Source organism: Pseudomonas sp. JY-Q (assembly GCF_001655295.1).
GTDB lineage: Bacteria > Pseudomonadota > Gammaproteobacteria > Pseudomonadales > Pseudomonadaceae > Aquipseudomonas > Aquipseudomonas alloputida.
Window position 1 is genome coordinate 5,418,319 of record NZ_CP011525.1, and the last position, 19,182, is coordinate 5,437,500.

16 protein-coding genes, 2 tRNA genes and 3 rRNA genes (1 of these 21 only partly in view) are annotated in these 19,182 nt (G+C 59.9%); 2 read left to right on the forward strand and 19 right to left on the reverse strand.

Translation table 11 applies throughout. The features are described 5' to 3' along the window. Positions 1 to 49: 49 nt before the first annotated feature. The 5 genes from thiO to AA098_RS24340 are packed head-to-tail and all read right to left on the reverse strand — an operon-like array spanning position 50 to position 2,871. On the reverse strand, positions 50 to 1,147 hold the full coding sequence (gene thiO / locus AA098_RS24320; RefSeq protein ID WP_004577282.1) for a glycine oxidase ThiO: 1,098 nt from the start codon (positions 1,145 to 1,147) through the stop codon (positions 50 to 52). 54 nt (positions 1,148 to 1,201) lie between these two features. Next, on the reverse strand, positions 1,202 to 1,591 hold the full coding sequence (locus AA098_RS24325; protein ID WP_003247577.1) for a type IV pilin protein: 390 nt from the start codon (positions 1,589 to 1,591) through the stop codon (positions 1,202 to 1,204). A 1-nt stretch (position 1,592) separates the two neighbouring features. Continuing rightward, complete coding sequence (locus AA098_RS24330; protein WP_014859469.1) at positions 1,593 to 2,057, reverse strand: hypothetical protein; 465 nt, start codon at positions 2,055 to 2,057, stop codon at positions 1,593 to 1,595. After that, positions 2,054 to 2,692, reverse strand: a complete 639-nt coding sequence (locus AA098_RS24335; protein WP_064615063.1) for a PilW family protein — start codon at positions 2,690 to 2,692, stop codon at positions 2,054 to 2,056. The genes AA098_RS24330 and AA098_RS24335 overlap by 4 nt, the downstream gene beginning before the upstream one ends. Then, on the reverse strand, positions 2,689 to 2,871 hold the full coding sequence (locus AA098_RS24340) for a prepilin-type N-terminal cleavage/methylation domain-containing protein (protein WP_004577285.1): 183 nt from the start codon (positions 2,869 to 2,871) through the stop codon (positions 2,689 to 2,691). Before AA098_RS24340 ends, AA098_RS24335 begins: the two co-directional genes overlap by 4 nt. A gap of 109 nt (positions 2,872 to 2,980) precedes the next feature. Here AA098_RS24340 and AA098_RS24345 point away from each other — a divergent pair, with 109 nt between their 5' ends. Continuing rightward, entirely contained in the window at positions 2,981 to 3,463 is a 483-nt protein-coding gene (locus AA098_RS24345) for a GspH/FimT family pseudopilin (protein WP_012051114.1), read from the forward strand. Between the two features lie 76 nt (positions 3,464 to 3,539). On the opposite strand, the gene ispH is transcribed toward AA098_RS24345, so the two are convergent. The 6 genes from ispH to murJ form a co-directional block, all read right to left on the reverse strand. Beyond that, entirely contained in the window at positions 3,540 to 4,487 is a 948-nt protein-coding gene (gene ispH, locus AA098_RS24350) for a 4-hydroxy-3-methylbut-2-enyl diphosphate reductase (RefSeq protein WP_004577287.1), read from the reverse strand. A gap of 14 nt (positions 4,488 to 4,501) precedes the next feature. Then, positions 4,502 to 4,939 (reverse strand): FKBP-type peptidyl-prolyl cis-trans isomerase, encoded by a 438-nt coding sequence (gene fkpB / locus AA098_RS24355; RefSeq protein ID WP_003247607.1) that lies wholly within the window; start codon positions 4,937 to 4,939, stop codon positions 4,502 to 4,504. Then, positions 4,932 to 5,447: a signal peptidase II gene (gene lspA, locus AA098_RS24360; protein ID WP_003247609.1), complete on the reverse strand. Its 516-nt coding sequence runs from the start codon at positions 5,445 to 5,447 to the stop codon at positions 4,932 to 4,934. Before lspA ends, fkpB begins: the two co-directional genes overlap by 8 nt. Continuing rightward, positions 5,440 to 8,271, reverse strand: coding sequence for an isoleucine--tRNA ligase (gene ileS / locus AA098_RS24365; RefSeq protein WP_003247611.1), 2,832 nt, complete (start codon positions 8,269 to 8,271; stop codon positions 5,440 to 5,442). The genes lspA and ileS overlap by 8 nt, the downstream gene beginning before the upstream one ends. Next, positions 8,268 to 9,218, reverse strand: a complete 951-nt coding sequence (gene ribF, locus AA098_RS24370) for a bifunctional riboflavin kinase/FAD synthetase (protein ID WP_003247613.1) — start codon at positions 9,216 to 9,218, stop codon at positions 8,268 to 8,270. Before ribF ends, ileS begins: the two co-directional genes overlap by 4 nt. A gap of 118 nt (positions 9,219 to 9,336) precedes the next feature. Beyond that, the gene (murJ, locus tag AA098_RS24375; protein WP_003247616.1) at positions 9,337 to 10,875 is read right to left on the reverse strand and encodes a murein biosynthesis integral membrane protein MurJ; all 1,539 of its coding nucleotides are present in this window, start codon (positions 10,873 to 10,875) and stop codon (positions 9,337 to 9,339) included. 250 nt (positions 10,876 to 11,125) lie between these two features. Between murJ and rpsT the strand changes: the two genes are divergently transcribed. Continuing rightward, positions 11,126 to 11,404, forward strand: a complete 279-nt coding sequence (gene rpsT / locus AA098_RS24380; RefSeq protein WP_003247625.1) for a 30S ribosomal protein S20 — start codon at positions 11,126 to 11,128, stop codon at positions 11,402 to 11,404. Positions 11,405 to 11,651: 247 nt separating this feature from the next. On the opposite strand, the gene AA098_RS24385 is transcribed toward rpsT, so the two are convergent. From AA098_RS24385 to AA098_RS24420, 8 genes are all read right to left on the reverse strand, one after another. Then, positions 11,652 to 13,952 (reverse strand): PqiB family protein, encoded by a 2,301-nt coding sequence (locus AA098_RS24385; RefSeq protein ID WP_003247627.1) that lies wholly within the window; start codon positions 13,950 to 13,952, stop codon positions 11,652 to 11,654. Beyond that, positions 13,945 to 14,568 carry a paraquat-inducible protein A gene (locus AA098_RS24390; RefSeq protein ID WP_003247629.1) on the reverse strand — a complete coding sequence of 208 codons (624 nt, stop codon included), beginning with the start codon at positions 14,566 to 14,568 and terminating at the stop codon, positions 13,945 to 13,947. The genes AA098_RS24385 and AA098_RS24390 overlap by 8 nt, the downstream gene beginning before the upstream one ends. Further along, a complete protein-coding gene (locus tag AA098_RS24395; protein ID WP_003247631.1) occupies positions 14,555 to 15,214 on the reverse strand; it encodes a paraquat-inducible protein A in 660 nt (219 codons plus the stop codon). The genes AA098_RS24390 and AA098_RS24395 overlap by 14 nt, the downstream gene beginning before the upstream one ends. Positions 15,215 to 15,454: 240 nt before the next feature. Next, positions 15,455 to 15,570: ribosomal RNA gene (rrf, locus tag AA098_RS24400) — 5S ribosomal RNA — on the reverse strand. A 131-nt stretch (positions 15,571 to 15,701) separates the two neighbouring features. After that, positions 15,702 to 18,594 (reverse strand): 23S ribosomal RNA (locus AA098_RS24405). A gap of 234 nt (positions 18,595 to 18,828) precedes the next feature. Further along, positions 18,829 to 18,904 (reverse strand) — tRNA-Ala (locus tag AA098_RS24410). 6 nt (positions 18,905 to 18,910) lie between these two features. Then, positions 18,911 to 18,987 (reverse strand) — tRNA-Ile (locus AA098_RS24415). Between the two features lie 77 nt (positions 18,988 to 19,064). Then, a 16S ribosomal RNA gene (locus tag AA098_RS24420) occupies positions 19,065 to 19,182 on the reverse strand; it runs 1,419 nt beyond the window's last position. The 16S, 23S and 5S rRNA genes sit together here with 2 tRNA genes alongside, the layout of an rRNA operon.

Below are 19,182 nucleotides of genomic sequence, written 5' to 3' on the forward strand. Positions count from 1 at the left end.
CCTGCTCCTACACGTACTTGTAGGAGCGGGTTTACCCGCGAAGAGGCCCTCAGCCCAAACGCCCTTCTGGCGCATACGGCGCCGGGTCGATAATCGGCTCGGCCCCTGTCAGCAAATCGGTAAACAGCTGGCACGAAGCCGGCGCCAGCACCAGCCCATTGCGATAATGCCCGCAGTTCAGCCACAACCCTTCATGCCCTGGCACAGGCCCAATGTAAGGGATGCCTTCTGGCGACCCCGGCCGCAGCCCCGCCCAGTGCGCCACCACTGTGGCGCCTTCAAGCTCAGGCAACAACTCCACCGCCGATGCCTTCAGGCTTTCCAGCGCATCCCCGGTCGGCGTCTTGTCATACCCGGCGTGTTCCAGCGTGCTCCCCACCAGAATGTGCCCGTCACGTCGCGGGATTGCATAACGTCCCTTGGCCAGCACCATGCTCGGCAAGAAGTCTTCAGCACACTTGAACAGGATCATCTGGCCCTTCACGGGCTCCACCGGCAGTTCAAGGCCAAGGGTACGCAACAGGTCGCCACTCCAGGCGCCTGCACTGAGCACAACCTCATCCGCCGCCAGTACGCCATCAGCCGTCTGTACACCGGTCACGCGCCCCTTTTCCTGCACGAAGCCGGTGATCTGGCAGTGTTCGCGCAAGGTCACGTTTGGCAGCGCCAGCAACGCCGCTTTCAGCGACTTGACCAAGCGTGGGTTGCGCACATTGGCCACGCCAGCCATGTAGATGGCGTGCTTGAAGCCCGGGCCCAGCACCGGCACCGCATCGTAGGCCGCCGAAATATCCACGGCACTCAGCGGCCGCTGCTCGCGCGCGGCCCAGGCCAACGCTTCAGCCTCGTCGTCCAGGTCGAGCCAGTACAGCCCGGTGGTGTGAACTTCGGGGTCGACGCCAGTGCTGGCGAACAGACGCTCGCCCAGCTGTGGATAAAAGTCCTGCGACCAGTGCGCCAGAGCGGTCACTGCGGCGCTGTAGCGCCACGGGTACAACGGCGAGACAATGCCTCCGCCAGCCCAGGACGACTCTCGGCCAACCTCACCCTGATCGCACACCACCACCTGGCCGACCTTAGCCGCCAGGTTGAATGCCGTCAGCAGGCCGATCACCCCGCCGCCGACCACCACTACTTGCTTGCTCATCTGTCGATCCAACACCTGAAGTAAAACCGCGATGCACCGGGCATCATTGAACCTTCAGCTTCCCCAGCAGTGCGTGCTGTGCTCAACGGCACCCGGATTGCGCTGCATGCCAGCCTGGTCGAGCTGGAAATCGCCACAGCCATCCTGCGCCATCAGCCCATGCGGTAGCCGCCGGGCGCGCAGCGTGAAGGTGTCACTGTCGCGCTGGGCCTGAAGGCTGTAGTAGCGGGTACCTTCGGGCAAGACCAGGTCGCCCTCGGCGTATTGGCCAGTGCGCACGCGGTGGCGCTCCAGGCGCAGGGCAGCGTCGTGCAGCAGGCCAACCACTTCACTGCGCGCGGCTCGCCGAAGCTGGTCGCTGTAACTGGGGTAGGCAATGGCTGCCAGAATGCCGGTCACGGCCAGCACAATCAACAACTCGATCAGGCTCAAGCCTTGCTGCATGTCAGTCTCCTCGCAATCTTTGCCGCCAGGTGATGCGTTGGGTTTGATTGCCGGCCACGGCGTAGACCGCTTCCAGTACATGCCGTGAGCGGCTTTGCTTGCTGACGGCGGTAATCCGGAACAGGCTAACCGGCTGCCCTTCGGGCATGTGCGCGGCACGTTTGCTGACACCCAGGTTCTGCAGCTGGAAAAAGCCGGTCTGGGTACCTTGCCACTGCCCAACCAGATCGTGCGGCCTGGGCGGCGGCAGGCAAGCGTTACAAACGTCAGGGGGCGCCCGTTCAAGTTCGCGCTCCCCGGCCAGCAAAGTGGCCTCAGCCTCTTCCAGCGCCAGCAGGCCATCGCTCAGGTAGCCGGTCATCCGTGTTTCCACCAGCGCGTCACGCAGGGCAGATGTGGCAAGCAGGCCCAGCAGGACGCTGAGCACCAACGCCAACAACAGGACAACACCCCGCTGGCGGTTCATGAAGCCGGCACCGGGTTACGCAATGCCACGCTCAGCGCATGGTGCTGCTCAAGCTGCAAGGTCGGCTCATACAATGTCAGCTGAAGATCGATCCGCTCTCCAGCCACCTGCACCACACGCAGTTCGCGCACGTGATCGACCAAGGGCTGATTGCGGCCGCGCCGCTCGAAGTAAAGCGTACTTCCAACGTGAGCATAGCGATGCCGGCTGACAGGCACAGCCATAAGCGTGTCGCTACCTTGCGCGCGCTCCTTGTGTACCTCCACCGTGTTGATACAGTTTGTCAGCAAGGTCCAGTCGGGGTCGCCGGCATACCCTGGTAACTCAGCGACGACCAGGCTCAAACTTGACGGGCCGCTCGCCAAGGGCCTGGCAAAGGCCTGCTCCGCGCCGGAGACCAGAAAGTCGTCTGGGCTCAGGCGCAGGCAACCGAACATCCCGGCCATGCGGATATCCTGCGCCATGCGCAGCAATGCAAGCCGCGCAGAATACTGCATGCGCACTGCCGTACTTTGCAGGCGCCAAGTCTGGTGCGCGGAGACAAAAAGCTGGCTGGCCGCCGCCAGCAGCATCAATCCGATCGCCAGCGCCACCACCATCTCAAGCAAGCCAAACCCTGCCTGACAGCGCCTCATCGCCGCCTGCGCTCATGTTCGCTGTGCAGCGCCATCGCCGCCAGGCCATCCCGGCGCGCGCTGTCCGCAGCCTGCAATGCCTGCAATTGCATCGCAGCCGTTGCGAACAGACCTGCGGCCACGATCACGATCGCCAACAGCACTTCCAGAAGCGTCATGCCCCCTTGCCTTGCGTGCATCCCTGCACCTCCTGCGACTTTTCCGGTCATTGCTTTCAACTTGGGCGACTGGACCTCTTGTCCAACCGCCAGGAAGCTATAGCCAAGCACGTCCAGGGAGGAATGCACGGTGAAGCAACGCGGCGTAACACTGATACAAATGTTGTCGGCCTTGGCCGTGGCGGTCTTGCTGACCCAACTGGGCATGCCGGCCTACGCCCGAATGAGCGATGACCTGCACCGGGCGGCGGCTGCCCGTGATCTGGCGCAGGCGCTGCGCAGTGCACGCAGCCATGCCATGCTGCAAAGCCAGCCGGTGCTGGTGCTGGCGCTGGACGGTAATTGGGGGAATGGTTGGCGGGTAGTGCTGGAGCATAACCGGCAGGTGCTACGCGAACAGCGCCTTTCAAAGCCGCTGAAAATAACCAGCAATCGCGGCGAGCAGTTCAAATTCAGTGCGCTGGGCGTGCCAATGACGTCGGGCAACAGCTGGTTGGGCGCAACACTGGAAATGTGCGAACGCGCCGCTGCTCGCAGCCGATATCAAGTGGCGCTGGCATCAAGCGGCAGAGTCAGGTTGCTTACGGAGGACCGGAGCAATGACCGCTGCTAGCGCGGTCATTGCAGGAACAGTCTTGAGTCGCGCAAGGGCTGCAAAGCAGCCCCAGCATTGGCAGCGGTGCAGCCCGTTAGATCAGCGAGCGAACCCGCAGCTCTTTGGGCATTGAAAAGGTGATGTTCTCTTCGCGCCCATCCAGCTCTTCTGCGCCGGTAGCGCCCCAGGCCTTGAGCTGTTCGATCACACCACGCACCAGCACTTCGGGTGCCGAAGCACCGGCGGTGATGCCGATCCGCGCGGTCTGATCAAACCAGCCGCGTTGCATGTCCTCGGCACCGTCGATCAGGTAGGCCGGGGTGCCCATGCGCTCAGCCAGCTCGCGCAAACGGTTGGAGTTGGAACTGTTCGGGCTGCCCACCACCAGCACCACGTCGCTCTCGCCGGCCAGTTGCTTGACGGCGTCCTGGCGGTTCTGGGTGGCGTAGCAGATGTCGTCCTTGCGCGGGCCACCGATGTTCGGGAAGCGCGCACGCAGCGCATCGATGACGCGGCTGGTGTCGTCCATCGACAGTGTTGTCTGGGTGACGAAAGCCAGGTGGTTGGGGTCGCGCACCTGCAGGTTGGCAACATCTTCCTCGTCTTCGACAAGGTAGATGGCGCCGCCGTTGCTGGCATCGTACTGGCCCATGGTGCCTTCGACTTCCGGGTGCCCTTCGTGGCCGATGAGAATGCACTCACGGCCATCGCGGCTGTACTTGGCCACTTCGATGTGAACCTTGGTCACCAGCGGGCAGGTGGCATCGAACACTTTCAGGCCACGGCCAGCAGCTTCCTGGCGCACAGCCTGGGAAACACCGTGGGCACTGAAGATGACGATGACATCGTCCGGCACCTGGTCCAGTTCTTCGACAAAGATGGCGCCGCGGTTACGCAAGTCTTCCACCACGAACTTGTTGTGCACCACTTCGTGACGCACATAGATCGGCGGGCCGAAGACTTCCAGCGCGCGGTTGACGATCTCGATCGCCCGGTCGACCCCGGCGCAGAAGCCGCGCGGGTTGGCGAGTTTGATTTGCATGCTCGGCTCCAGGCTTACAGGGCCTTCACCTCGAGGATCTCCACCTCGAAGGTCAGGGTCTTGCCAGCCAGTGGGTGATTGAAGTCGATGGTGACCTGGTCGTCATCGAACGCTTTGACCACACCCGGCAGCTCGGTGTTGGCGGCGTCGTTGAAGATGATCAGCAACCCTTCGGACAACTCCATGCCTTCGAAGTTGGACCTCGGCATAACCTGTACGTTCTGCGGGTTAGGCTGGCCGAAGGCGTTCTCCGGGGCAACCACCACGGTGCGCTTGTCACCGGCCTTGAAGCCGAACAGGGCGTTTTCAAAACCCGGCAACAGGTTGCCATCACCCACTTTGAAGGTGGCCGGGGCTTTATCGAACGTGCTGTCGACGGTGTCGCCGTTTTCCAGGTGCAGCGCGAAGTGCAGGGTGACTTCGGTGTTCTGGCCGATACGGGTGTCAGTCATGGACCGGATCCTCGGACTTCTTGCTCTTGAACATATCCAGCGCCAGCATCACCGCACCAACGGTGATGGCGCTGTCGGCCACGTTGAAGGCCGGGAAGTAATGACGGTTCTGCCAGTGCACCAGGATGAAGTCGACCACATGGCCCAGCACGATGCGGTCGTACAGGTTGCCAATCGCCCCACCCAGCACCAGCGCCAGCGCCACGGCCAGCCAGGTCTCGTTGCGCCCCAGGCGTTTGAGCCACACCACCAGCACCGCGCTGACCACCACGGCGATCAGGGCGAACAACCAGCGCTGCCAACCTGCACCATCAGCCAGGAAGCTGAACGCGGCACCGGTGTTGTAAGCCAGGGTCCAGCTGAAGTAGTCAGGAATGACCACGATCTGCTGGTACATGGTCAGGGCGTTGTTGAAGTACAGCTTGGTGGCCTGGTCGATGACCAGGACCAGCAAGCTCAGCCAAAGCCATGCAAGGCGCCCGAAGCGCCCCGCTGCAGGGTTAGGCATAGTGGCGCACCTCACCCTGGCCGCTCAGGTTGTCGACACAACGGCTGCAGATTTCCGGGTGCTCCGGGTGGCTGCCGACATCGGCGCGGAAGTGCCAGCAACGGCCGCACTTGGCGTGACCGGACTTGACCACTTTCAGCTTGAGGCCTTCGACTTCGGTGGCTACGGCTTCGGCAGGCGCCTGTGCGAACGGCACCACGCTAGCGGCCGAGGTGATCAGCACGAAGCGCAGCTCGTCGCCCAGCTTGCCCAGGTCGGCACTCAGGCCTTCGTCGGCGTACAGGGTCACTTCAGCCTGCAGGTTGCCGCCAATGACCTTGGCGGTACGCTGGTTCTCCAGCTCTTTGTTCACCGATGCCTTCACCGCCATCACGCGGTCCCAGTAAGCGCGGCCAAGCTCGGTGCCTTCCGGCAGCTCGCTCAGGCCTTCGTACCAGCCGTTGAGCATGACCGACTCGTTGCGCTCGCCCGGCAGGTACTGCCAGATTTCGTCGGCGGTGAATGCCAGGATCGGCGCGATCCAGCGCACCAACGCTTCGCTGATGTGGAACAGCGCGGTCTGGCAGGAACGGCGGGCGACACTGTTGGCGCCGGTGGTGTACTGGCGGTCCTTGATGATGTCGAGGTAGAAGCCGCCCAGTTCCTGTACGCAGAAGTTGTGCACTTTGGAGTAGACGTTCCAGAAACGGTACTCGCTGTAGTGCTCTTCCAGCTCGCGTTGCAGCAGCAGGGTACGGTCCACGGCCCAGCGGTCCAGCGCCAGCATGTCTTCCGAGGCCAGCAGGTCGCGGGCCGGGTCGAAGCCGGACAGGTTGGAAAGCAGGAAACGCGCGGTATTACGGATACGCCGGTAAGCATCGGCGCTGCGCTGCAGGATCTGCTCGGAAACCGCCATTTCACCGGAATAGTCGGTGGCCGAAACCCACAGGCGCAGGATATCGGCACCCAGGGTGTTGTTGACCTTCTCCGGCTCGATGGTGTTACCCAGCGACTTGGACATCTTGCGGCCGTTCTCGTCCACGGTGAAGCCGTGGGTCAGCAGCTCGCGGTACGGCGCGTGGTTGTCGATGGCGCAACCGGTCAGCAAGGACGAGTGGAACCAGCCGCGGTGTTGGTCGGAACCTTCCAGGTACAGGTCAGCGCGCGGGCCGGTAGCGTGGCCGATGTCGTGCGAGCCACGCAGTACGTGCCAGTGGGTGGTACCGGAGTCGAACCACACGTCGAGGGTGTCAGCGATCTTGTCGTACTGGTCGGCTTCAGCGCCCAGCAGTTCGGCGGCATCCAGCTTGAACCAGGCCTCGATGCCTTGCTGCTCGACACGCTTGGCCACTTCTTCCATCAGTTCGACAGTGCGCGGATGCAGCTCGCCGGTCTGCTTGTGCAGGAAGAACGGGATCGGCACACCCCAGTTGCGCTGACGCGAGATGCACCAGTCCGGGCGGTTGGCGATCATCGCGTGCAGGCGCGCCTGGCCCCAGGCCGGGACGAACTTGGTGTCTTCGATGGCTTTCAGCGCACGCTCACGCAGCGGCTCGCCAGTGCTCGGCTGCTTGTCCATGCCCACGAACCACTGCGCGGTGGCGCGGTAGATCAGCGGAGTCTTGTGGCGCCAGCAGTGCATATAGCTGTGGCTGATGGTTTCGGTGTGCATCAGCGCACCGACTTCGCTCAGCTTCTCGACGATGGCCGGGTTGGCCTTCCAGATGAACTGGCCGCCGAAGAATGGCAGCGACTCGACATACACGCCGTTGCTCTGCACCGGGGTAAGGATGTCGTCGTTGACCATGCCGTAGCGCTTGCAGGTGACGAAGTCGTCTTCACCGTAGGCTGGCGCGGAGTGCACCACACCGGTACCGGCGCCCAGCTCGACGTAGTCAGCCAGGTACACTGGCGACAGGCGGTCGTAGAACGGGTGACGGAAGTTGACCAGCTCCAGCGCCGAACCTTGGGCGGTGGCAAGAACCGAACCTTCCAGGTTGTAGCGCTTCAGGCACGACTCGACCAGCTCTTCAGCCAGCACCAGCAGGCGCTCGCCGGTGTCGACCAGGGCGTACTTGAATTCCGGGTGGATGTTCAGGGCCTGGTTGGCCGGGATGGTCCACGGGGTGGTGGTCCAGATCACGATGGCGGCCGGCTTGGTCAGCGAGGCAAGGCCGAAGGCGGCGGCCAGCTTGGCCTCATCGGCAACCGGGAAGGCCACGTCGATGGTCTGCGACTTCTTGTCGGCGTACTCGACTTCCGCTTCAGCCAGCGCCGAACCGCAATCAAAGCACCAGTTCACCGGCTTCAGGCCCTTGAACACGAAGCCTTGCTTGACCATCTCGGCCAGGGCGCGGATTTCACCGGCCTCGTTGGCAAAGTTCATGGTCTTGTAGGGGTTGTCCCAGTCACCCAGCACGCCCAGGCGGATGAACTCGGTCTTCTGCCCTTCGATCTGCTCGGCAGCGTACTCGCGGCAGAGCTCGCGGGTACGGTCGGCAGAAAGGTGCTTGCCGTGGGTAACCTCGACCTTGTGCTCGATCGGCAGGCCGTGGCAGTCCCAGCCTGGCACGTACGGCGCATCGAAGCCGGCCAGGGTCTTGGAGCGGACGATCATGTCCTTGAGGATCTTGTTCAGCGCATGACCGATGTGAATCTTGCCGTTGGCATAGGGCGGGCCGTCGTGCAGGACGAACTTGGGACGATCCTTGCCAATTTCGCGCAGCTTCTGGTACAGGCCAATGCTGTCCCAGCGCTGCAGGATCTGCGGTTCGCGCTGAGGCAGGCCGGCCTTCATGGGGAAGGCGGTGTCCGGAAGGTTAAGCGTGGCTTTGTAGTCGGTCATTTCAGGCTCTTCGTTAGCGGTTGAGCGTGCCAATGTGCACGTGCGGCGGCGATATCCGCATCGATCGCCGACTTCAGCGCCTCCAGGGAGGCGAATCGCTGCTCTTCACGCAGCTTGTGGTGGAACTCCACCGTCAGGCGCCGGCCGTAAAGATCGCCGGCAAAGTCCAGAAGATGAATCTCCAGGTGCGGGCGCCCATCACCGGCAACGGTGGGGCGCACGCCGATATTGCCGACACCCGGCCAAGCTTTGCCGTCGATCACGATGCTGGCCAGGTATACCCCGGACAGCGGCACGCGACGGCGCTTGAGCTGGATGTTGGCGGTTGGTGTGCCGAGCTGGCGGGCCAGCTTCTGGCCGTGCAGCACGCGGCCTGTAATGCGGTACGGGCGGCCCAGCAGGTGTTCGGCCAGCTCGAAGTTGCCCTCGGACAAGGCCTTGCGCACTTCGGTGCTGCTGACCCGCAGGCCATCCTGGATGACCGTGTTGGCGGCCTCGACGGTAAAGCCATACGCGTTGCCGGCCTCGACCAGGAAAGCGAAGTCGCCAGCGCGGTCGCAGCCGAAGCGGAAGTCATCGCCCACTTCGAGATGACGCACGCCCAGGCCGTCGACCAGGATGGCCTTGACGAAGGCATCGGCACTGAGCTTGCTCAGACGCTGGTTGAACGCCAGGCACAGCACCCGGTCGATACCTTCGGTCGCCAGCAGCTCTATCTTGTCGCGCAGCCGGGCCAGGCGCGCTGGCGCGGTATCGGGTGCGAAGTACTCGCGTGGTTGCGGTTCGAAGATCACCACGCAGGTCGGCAGGCCCAAGGCCTGACCGCGCTCGCGCAGGCGCGCCAGGATTGCCTGGTGGCCGCGGTGAACCCCGTCGAAGTTGCCAATGGTGGCGACACAGCCCCGGTGCTCGGGGCGCAGGTTGTGAAGACCTCGAACCAGCTGCATAACGCGCTTCTTGCTCATAAAGTGGCCGATTATAACCACACCCGGGCGCTGGTGACAGGCAGCAGCGCCCAAGGGCGGCGTGGAATGCGAAAAACCGACGCCTGACCCGCCAAAAGCCTCAGTGCAAGGCCTTGCGAGCGAAATGCCGGGGCCTGAAGCCACACAGGTACAGGCAGCCAAAATACGTCACGACGCCCGCCAGGATCAGCGCCCCAAGCCGCAGGAAGCGCTCAAGCATGATGCCCTGCTCCCAGGCCGGCATATAGTGCATGCCCGCCAGCAGTACTGCCGACATCAGCGTCACCGCCAACACAAGCTTGAGCAGGAACACTGCCCAGCCAGGCTGAGGCTCGAACAGCTGCTGACTGCGCAGCTTCCAGAACAGCAAACCGGCATTCAGGCAGGCACCGAGGCTGATCGCCAATGCCAGGCCGGCATGTGCAAGCGGGCCGACCAGGGCAAGGTTGAACAGCTGGGTGCAGACCAAGGTGAAGACTGCGATCTTCACCGGCGTGCGAATATTCTGCTGCGCATAGAAGCCAGGTGCCAGTACCTTGATCAGAATGATCGCCAGCAAGCCCACGGAATAGGCGATCAACGCCCGCTGGGTCATGGCCGCATCAAACGCGCTGAACTTGCCATATTGAAACAGCGCAACGGTCAGCGGCTCGGCAAGAATGGCCAAAGCCAGGGTGCAGGGCAGCACCAGCAGGAAGCACAGGCGCAGGCCCCAGTCGAGAATCCGTGAGTACTCCTCGCGGTCCTTGTTGGCGTAGGTCTTGGCCAGGGTCGGCAGCAGGATGGTGCCCAGAGCAACGCCCAACACACCGGAAGGCAGCTCCATGAGGCGGTCGGCGTAGTACATCCACGACACCGAGCCGGCCACCAGGAAGGAGGCGAAGATGGTGTTGATGATCAGCGAGATCTGGCTCACCGACACCCCCAGGATCGCCGGCAGCATCTGCTTCAGTACCCGCCACACACCCGCGTCCTTGAGGTTCAGACGCGGTAGCACGAGCATGCCGATCTTCTTCAGCGCTGGCAGCTGGTACAGCAACTGCGCCAGGCCACCCGCCAGCACGCCCCAGGCCAACGCCATGATTGGCGGGTTGAAGTACGGCGTCAGCAACACGGCGAAGGCGATCATCGCCACGTTCAGCAAGGTAGGCGTGAAGGCCGGCACCGAAAAGCGGTTCCAGGTATTGAGGATCGCTCCGGCCAGGGAAGACAGCGAGATCAGGAATATATAAGGAAACGTCACCCGCAACAGGTCGGTGGTCAGCGCGTATTTTTCGGTGCTGTCGACAAAACCCGGGGCCGTCGCCCACACCACCCACGGTGCAGCGAGGATGCCGATGGCGGTCACCAGGGCCAGCACCAGGGTCAGAAGGCCGCTGACATAGGCAATGAAGGTGCGCGTCGCCTCCTCGCCCTGCTGGGTCTTGTACTCGGCCAGAATCGGCACGAAGGCCTGGGAGAATGCGCCTTCGGCGAAGATGCGCCGCAACAGGTTGGGCAGTTTGAACGCGATGAAGAAGGCATCGGTAGCGACACCAGCACCAAAGATGCGGGCCAGGATGGTGTCGCGAATAAAGCCCAGCACCCGCGAAATCATGGTGATCGAGCTTACTGCAGCCAGGGATTTGAGCAGGTTCATCGAAAAGATTCACGCCAATGACAGAGGACGCTGCCAGACAGCGTCCGAATGTGCGATACTCCCGCGCCTTCGCAGGGGAGCCAAAAATTCCCGAGTGTACAGGTCGCGCAGCAGAAAGGAATCTTTCCCGCTTGTTGGCGCACCGCTCGGCGGAACCTTGCAGGTGGCCTTGACATCCGCTCGACTGATCGGCATGATTCGCGGCCTATTTTGTTTGCTATTTACCTAAAGTCTTTCGAGGAGCTCGACGGTGGCCAACACACCTTCCGCCAAGAAACGTGCAAAACAGGCTGAGAAGCGTCGCAGCCACAACGCCAGCCTGCGTTCCATGGTCCGCACCTACATCAAGAATGTAGTTAAAGCCATCGACGCAAAAGACGCCGAAAAAGCGCAAGCCGCTTACGTTCTGGCTGTACCTGTAATCGACCGTATGGCCGACAAGGGTATCATCCACAAGAACAAGGCTGCTCGTCACAAAGGCCGTCTGAATGGCCACATCAAGGCGCTGAAAGAAGCTGCAGCTGCCTAAGCGACGCGCTAGTCGAAAAACCGACCCTAGGGTCGGTTTTTTGTTGCCTGCGATTTATGCTTGCGGGCACAGCTCCATGTGGTACTTGATCTCTTTGGGAGCGGCCTTGCGTCGCGGAAGAGCTGCGGGGCAGCCCCGGCAATCTCAGCTTCTGCGCTGAGGCCGAGGGGCCGCTACGCACCCCTGTCGCGACGCAAGGCCGCTCCCACAAAAAAGCGGGGCCGCGTTTGGCGGCCCTACTTTTACATCACTTGGCGATTTGAATCTTCGGTGCCCACTGCAGCCATTCATCCTCGGCCTTTTCGAACAAGGCAAAGGTCTGTTGCGGCCGTGCCGGGTTACCCATCTGCTCGCCATCTGGCGTTGCAAAGGCGATACCGCCATCGATCAGGGTTTCCACCGACTCGGTACGCACTGTAGCGCCCTTGAACAGACCCCAGTCGAAACCGAAACCACTGCTGTTCCAGAAGCGGCTACCGCTGCGCACCAAGGCGGCATAGCGCGGCTCGATGAGGATATGAATCAGCACGCGGTCAGCGCTCTGGCCCAGCTCGAAGCCTGTCACCTTGCCCACCGTAACCTCACGATAGGTAACCGGCACACCCGGCTTGATCGAGCCGCGGCGTGGCGCACTGAGCGTCAATGGCAGGCCGACCTCTGGCCCTGCTACCTGCGGTGCTTCGGCCAAGGCGATGAAATCGCGCTGTGGCCCACGGTTCTTGGCTGCTGGCTGCACTTCCAGGTACTGCCCACCTATCAAGGTGTCCAGGTTTTCAGTGCGCACCAGGCCCAGGGCCGGCTTGACCACCCAGAACTGCGTACCGGCACGGGCAATACGATCCGCCGCTTCGGTAATGCGCGCCCGTAGCAGCACCGCCTGCAGGTCATCGGTGAGGTCGACGCTCTCGATGCTGCCCACATCCAGGCCGCGGAAGCGGATGGCCGTGCCCGGTTTCAGGCCATCAGCACGCTCTACACGGATGGTGATCAACGTACCCGCACGGTTTACCGCCTCCTGGCTGTCATGCAGGCGGAAGCGTGGAATGTGTCGCTTCAGCGGTACATCGGGCCGTGGCGTATCGAACGCAATACCGCCGGCCATCAGTGTTTGCAGCGACTCACTCTTGATCTTGATGCCCGACAGGCCGCCGGTCAGGGTGATCCCACTGACGTTCCAGAAGCGCGACGAACCATTGACCAGCTTCTCGTACTCCTTCTCGATATGCACACCGATCAGGATGCGGTTGCTGTTACGGGCGAACTGATAGCTCTGCACGCTACCCACCTTCACCTGGCGATACATCACCGGGCTGCCGATTTCCAGCGAACCCAAGGTGTCGGCGAACAACACCATGTGCAGGCCCGGCGCTTTGAGGTCGAGCGGCGGCGCCTTGGCACGCGCCTCGAACTCACGCTCTGGCCGTGCGCCCTTCTCACCAGGACGAATGGCGATGTAGTTACCTTTGACCAGCGCTTCCAGGCCCGTGATTCCCGCCAGGGAAATCGACGGTTTGACTACCCAGAACTGTGTTCCGTCTACCAGGTAGTCCTCGGTCAGCGGGTCGAGTGTCAGCTCGGCAGAAGCGCTGGCCAGGTTGTCTTCCATCTTCAGGGCTTTCAGCGAGCCCACCTGGATACCCTTGTACATGACCGGCGTGCGACCCGCCTGCAGGCCTTCATAATCGCTCAGCTTCACTTTTACCCGGATACCCGCCTGGGCTGCATCGAAGTCCTCGTACAGGCGGAACGGCAGGCTTGGATCGGTGGGCGGGCTGTCCTTGCGGTACTCCGGCGTGGCGAAGGCGATACCACCCGCCACAATGCTCGACAACGACTCACTGCGCACCTTCACACCCGAAAGCGAAGCATCGATGCTGACACCGCTGGCGTTCCAGAAACGCGTGTGCTTGCGCACCAGGCTGGCGTAGGCCGGCTCGATGAAGACTTTCACCTCTACGGTGCTCTGGTCCTCGGACAGGCGGTAGCTTTTCACCCGGCCAACCTGAATCTGCTTGTAGAACACCGGGCTGTCACGGTTGAGCGAGCCCAGCCTGTCGGCCTTGAGGGTCAGGTGCAGGCCGGGTTCAGAATCCGAGAGCGGTGGCGCCACCTTCAATGCCACAAAGCGTTTGGTACGTTCCCCCTCCCCCGGGCTAACAGCGATGTAGTTACCCGACACCAGTGTTTCAAGGCCGGATATACCGGCCAGGCTGACGCTCGGCTTCACCAACCAGAAACGCGTACCTTTATTCAGGTGGGGCTCGGCGGCTTTGTTCATCTCGATGGTAGCGATTACCCCCTGCGTGTCGCCCTTGGCGTCGAGCACCAGGCTTTTCACCTTGCCAACCGGCATGCCTTTGTAGATGACCTCGGTCTTGTTGGCGACGATACCCTCTCCCGACTCGAAGCGGACTTCAATTTCCACGCCAGCGTCGCGGTAGGCCTGCCACGCGAGCCAGCCACCGATCATTAGCGCAATCAAGGGCAGGATCCAGATGGCCGACCAGTTCGAGGCGGGGCGGGTTTTAGCCGTTGGCAGGTCACTCATGGTCGTCATCCGACTCCGTGTTATCCCAAATCAGTCGGGGATCGAAAGTTAAAGCGGCAAGCATTGTCAGGATCACCACAGTTGCGAAGGCGACAGCGCCCAGGTTGGCTTCGACACTGGCTATTCGGCCAAAATTCACCACTGCCACCAGGATGGCAATGACGAAGATATCCAGCATGGACCAGCGCCCGATGAATTCGATGAAGCGGTACATCAATATCCGCTGCCGGGCCGAAAGCGGTTGCCGCCGCTGGACGGAGTACAACAGCAAGCCGATGCCCACCAGCTTGAACGTGGGGACCAGGATACTGGCAATGAACACCACAGCCGCAATGGGCACCATGCCATGCTTGAGCAGGGTGATGACACCGGACATGATGGTGTCCGGGCTGCCCTGACCGAGGGTACTCACGGTCATGATCGGCAGTATGTTGGCTGGGATGTAGAGGATCGACGCCGCAATCAGCAACGCCCAGGTGCGCGCGATACTGTTCGGCCGGCGTGCATGCACGATAGCGCCGCAGCGTGTGCAGGTTTGCGAAGTGCTGTCTGGCTCTTGCCTGTTCAGCTCGTGACACTCATTGCAGACAACAATGCCTGCGTCAATCGCCCGCATGCAGGTCCTCCCCCGATAGCGCACTCCAGATCTGGTGGGGCGACATCACCACCTCGAGCCACACCTGGATCAATAACAGACTGATGAAACAGAACAGCCCAAGGCCCACGGTCAGTTCGGCCAGGTCCACCAGTTTGACGATGGCCACCAGCACCCCCATGAAATAGACCTCGAGCATGCCCCAGTCACGCAGATGGTGATAGATGCGGTAGAAGACCAGGCCGTAGTCACGTCCGAAGTTCAAGCGGATGCTCAACAGCACGGCCAGCTGACAGAGCAGCTTCGCCAGCGGAATGACCATGCTACAGAGCAACACCACTACGGCAACACCGCGCATTCCCGAGTTGTACAGGCCTAGCACGCCACTCCAGACCGTATCGTCCGAAGTCTGACCAAGCAGGTGCAACTGCATGATCGGCAGGAAATTGGCCGGCACGAACAGCAAAAGGGCCGCCAGTACCAAGGCCAGGCTGCGATTGACCACATTGTGCCGGTGGGCATAGAGCTCGTAGCCGCAGCGCGGGCATTGGGCTTTCTCATCATGCTGCAGCACGGGCTTGCGCAGCAGCAGGTCACATTCATGGCAGGCGACAAGCTCGTCCAACGGCAGCTGGTCCAGGGTTTCAGGTTCGACAGAATTGGACATATGGCGCTTCTGAATAGGTGCGTGGTGGCTATTCTAGTGTTCTGGCTCGAATTGTGGGAGGCGACATTGGCCTGGAGGGTATGCGCCCTGCCTGGCGTTGCCCCCTTCCCCGTAGGAGCGGGTTTACCCGCGAACACCGGCGAAGCCGGTGCCATCTCCGCTCTCGAGCAGGTCCAGTTTTTTTGCCCACAAAGACAAAACCCCTACCTGCATGCGCAGATAGGGGTTTTGCGAAATGAATCTTGACGATGACCTACTCTCACATGGGGAAACCCCACACTACCATCGGCGATGCATCGTTTCACTACTGAGTTCGGGATGGGATCAGGTGGTTCCAATGCTCTATGGTCGTCAAGAAATTCTGTTGCCAGAATGTCCAGATGGACAGCCCAGCGAATTCGGATATGCGATATTTGTGGTCTTACGAATTTTCGGGTCTTTCGTCTTCACCACCGCAATCTGCGTCAGCAAATTGCTTGGGTGTTATATGGTCAAGCCTCACGGGCAATTAGTATTGGTTAGCTCAACGCCTCACAGCGCTTACACACCCAACCTATCAACGTCGTAGTCTTCGACGGCCCTTTAGGGGATTCAAGATCCCAGTGAGATCTCATCTTGAGGCAAGTTTCCCGCTTAGATGCTTTCAGCGGTTATCTCTTCCGAACATAGCTACCCGGCAATGCCACTGGCGTGACAACCGGAACACCAGAGGTTCGTCCACTCCGGTCCTCTCGTACTAGGAGCAGCCCCTCTCAAATCTCAAACGTCCACGGCAGATAGGGACCGAACTGTCTCACGACGTTCTAAACCCAGCTCGCGTACCACTTTAAATGGCGAACAGCCATACCCTTGGGACCGGCTTCAGCCCCAGGATGTGATGAGCCGACATCGAGGTGCCAAACACCGCCGTCGATATGAACTCTTGGGCGGTATCAGCCTGTTATCCCCGGAGTACCTTTTATCCGTTGAGCGATGGCCCTTCCATACAGAACCACCGGATCACTAAGACCTACTTTCGTACCTGCTCGACGTGTTTGTCTCGCAGTCAAGCGCGCTTTTGCCTTTATACTCTACGACCGATTTCCGACCGGTCTGAGCGCACCTTCGTACTCCTCCGTTACTCTTTGGGAGGAGACCGCCCCAGTCAAACTACCCACCATACACTGTCCTCGATCCGGATAACGGACCTGAGTTAGAACCTCAAAGTTGCCAGGGTGGTATTTCAAGGATGGCTCCATGAGAACTGGCGTCCCCACTTCAAAGCCTCCCACCTATCCTACACAAGCAAATTCAAAGTCCAGTGCAAAGCTATAGTAAAGGTTCACGGGGTCTTTCCGTCTAGCCGCGGATACACTGCATCTTCACAGCGATTTCAATTTCACTGAGTCTCGGGTGGAGACAGCGCCGCCATCGTTACGCCATTCGTGCAGGTCGGAACTTACCCGACAAGGAATTTCGCTACCTTAGGACCGTTATAGTTACGGCCGCCGTTTACCGGGGCTTCGATCAAGAGCTTCGCTTGCGCTAACCCCATCAATTAACCTTCCGGCACCGGGCAGGCGTCACACCCTATACGTCCACTTTCGTGTTTGCAGAGTGCTGTGTTTTTAATAAACAGTCGCAGCGGCCTGGTATCTTCGACCGGCATGGGCTTACGGAGCAAGTCCTTCACCCTCGCCGGCGCACCTTCTCCCGAAGTTACGGTGCCATTTTGCCTAGTTCCTTCACCCGAGTTCTCTCAAGCGCCTTGGTATTCTCTACCTAACCACCTGTGTCGGTTTGGGGTACGGTTCCCAGTTATCTGAAGCTTAGGAGCTTTTCTTGGAAGCATGGTATCAACCACTTCGTCGCCTAAAGGCAACTCGTCATCAGCTCTCGGCCTTGAAATCCCGGATTTGCCTAAGATTTCAGCCTACCACCTTAAACCTGGACAACCAACGCCAGGCTGGCCTAACCTTCTCCGTCCCTCCATCGCAATAACTGGAAGTACAGGAATATTAACCTGTTTTCCATCGACTACGCTTTTCAGCCTCGCCTTAGGGACCGACTAACCCTGCGTCGATTAACGTTGCGCAGGAAACCTTGGTCTTTCGGCGTGCGAGTTTTTCACTCGCATTGTCGTTACTCATGTCAGCATTCGCACTTCTGATACCTCCAGCAAGCTTCTCAACTCACCTTCACAGGCTTACAGAACGCTCCTCTACCGCATCATCATAAGATGATACCCGTAGCTTCGGTGCATGGTTTGAGCCCCGTTACATCTTCCGCGCAGGCCGACTCGACTAGTGAGCTATTACGCTTTCTTTAAAGGGTGGCTGCTTCTAAGCCAACCTCCTAGCTGTCTAAGCCTTCCCACATCGTTTCCCACTTAACCATGACTTTGGGACCTTAGCTGACGGTCTGGGTTGTTTCCCTTTTCACGACGGACGTTAGCACCCGCCGTGTGTCTCCCATGCTCGGCACTTGTAGGTATTCGGAGTTTGCATCGGTTTGGTAAGTCGGGATGACCCCCTAGCCGAAACAGTGCTCTACCCCCTACAGTGATACATGAGGCGCTACCTAAATAGCTTTCGAGGAGAACCAGCTATCTCCGAGCTTGATTAGCCTTTCACTCCGATCCACAGGTCATCCGCTAACTTTTCAACGGTAGTCGGTTCGGTCCTCCAGTCAGTGTTACCTAACCTTCAACCTGCCCATGGATAGATCGCCCGGTTTCGGGTCTATACCCAGCGACTAAACGCCCTATTAAGACTCGCTTTCGCTACGCCTCCCCTATTCGGTTAAGCTCGCCACTGAATATAAGTCGCTGACCCATTATACAAAAGGTACGCAGTCACCTAACAAAGTAGGCTCCCACTGCTTGTACGCATACGGTTTCAGGTTCTATTTCACTCCCCTCTCCGGGGTTCTTTTCGCCTTTCCCTCACGGTACTGGTTCACTATCGGTCAGTCAGTAGTATTTAGCCTTGGAGGATGGTCCCCCCATATTCAGACAAAGTTTCTCGTGCTCCGTCCTACTCGATTTCATTGATAAGAGATTTTCGTGTACGGGGCTATCACCCACTATGGCCGCACTTTCCAGAGCGTTCCACTAATCTCAAATCAACTTAAGGGCTGGTCCCCGTTCGCTCGCCACTACTAAGGGAATCTCGGTTGATTTCTTTTCCTCAGGGTACTTAGATGTTTCAGTTCCCCTGGTTCGCCTCTTGCACCTATGTATTCAGTACAAGATAACCAGCTTATGCTGGCTGGGTTCCCCCATTCAGAGATCTCTGGATCACAGTCTGTTTGCCGACTCCCCAAAGCTTATCGCAGGCTACCACGTCTTTCATCGCCTCTGACTGCCAAGGCATCCACCGTATGCGCTTCTTCACTTGACCATATAACCCCAAGCAATCTGGTTATACTGTGAAGACGACATTCGCCGAAAATTCGTACGTTGCTCTTTCGAGCAGAACTCACAAATTTTACCTTAGCCTGATCCACCAGCAGTGAAACTGGTGTTCAGTCTATATCTATCACATATCCGAATTTTTAAAGAACGATCTGACAAAAGTCAGAAATCAACATTCGACGCGAATGCTCATTTCTGAGTTTGATCAAGGTACAGCAAGTGGTGGAGCCAAGCGGGATCGAACCGCTGACCTCCTGCGTGCAAGGCAGGCGCTCTCCCAGCTGAGCTATGGCCCCGCATATTGGTAGGTCTGGGCAGATTTGAACTGCCGACCTCACCCTTATCAGGGGTGCGCTCTAACCAACTGAGCTACAGACCTATATAGGGTCTTGATCGTCTTCGACAATGAATCAAGCAATTCGTGTGGGAGCTCATCAGCAGGCTGATGTCGTCGATTAAGGAGGTGATCCAGCCGCAGGTTCCCCTACGGCTACCTTGTTACGACTTCACCCCAGTCATGAATCACACCGTGGTAACCGTCCTCCCGAAGGTTAGACTAGCTACTTCTGGTGCA

Bases quoted from the DNA above. Each gene is read 5' to 3' on its own strand.
- ileS (WP_003247611.1), bottom strand. From the start codon at position 8,271: ATGACCGACTACAAAGCCACGCTTAACCTTCCGGACACCGCCTTCCCC.
- AA098_RS24335 (WP_064615063.1), bottom strand. From the start codon at position 2,692: ATGAGGCGCTGTCAGGCAGGGTTTGGCTTGCTTGAGATGGTGGTGGCG.
- AA098_RS24395 (WP_003247631.1), bottom strand. From the start codon at position 15,214: ATGTCCAATTCTGTCGAACCTGAAACCCTGGACCAGCTGCCGTTGGAC.
- murJ (WP_003247616.1), bottom strand. From the start codon at position 10,875: ATGAACCTGCTCAAATCCCTGGCTGCAGTAAGCTCGATCACCATGATT.
- lspA (WP_003247609.1), bottom strand. From the start codon at position 5,447: ATGCCTAACCCTGCAGCGGGGCGCTTCGGGCGCCTTGCATGGCTTTGG.
- fkpB (WP_003247607.1), bottom strand. From the start codon at position 4,939: ATGACTGACACCCGTATCGGCCAGAACACCGAAGTCACCCTGCACTTC.
- AA098_RS24340 (WP_004577285.1), bottom strand. From the start codon at position 2,871: ATGCACGCAAGGCAAGGGGGCATGACGCTTCTGGAAGTGCTGTTGGCG.
- ispH (WP_004577287.1), bottom strand. From the start codon at position 4,487: ATGCAAATCAAACTCGCCAACCCGCGCGGCTTCTGCGCCGGGGTCGAC.
- AA098_RS24390 (WP_003247629.1), bottom strand. From the start codon at position 14,568: ATGCGGGCGATTGACGCAGGCATTGTTGTCTGCAATGAGTGTCACGAG.
- thiO (WP_004577282.1), bottom strand. From the start codon at position 1,147: ATGAGCAAGCAAGTAGTGGTGGTCGGCGGCGGGGTGATCGGCCTGCTG.
- ribF (WP_003247613.1), bottom strand. From the start codon at position 9,218: ATGCAGCTGGTTCGAGGTCTTCACAACCTGCGCCCCGAGCACCGGGGC.
- AA098_RS24385 (WP_003247627.1), bottom strand. From the start codon at position 13,952: ATGAGTGACCTGCCAACGGCTAAAACCCGCCCCGCCTCGAACTGGTCG.
- AA098_RS24330 (WP_014859469.1), bottom strand. From the start codon at position 2,057: ATGAACCGCCAGCGGGGTGTTGTCCTGTTGTTGGCGTTGGTGCTCAGC.
- AA098_RS24325 (WP_003247577.1), bottom strand. From the start codon at position 1,591: ATGCAGCAAGGCTTGAGCCTGATCGAGTTGTTGATTGTGCTGGCCGTG.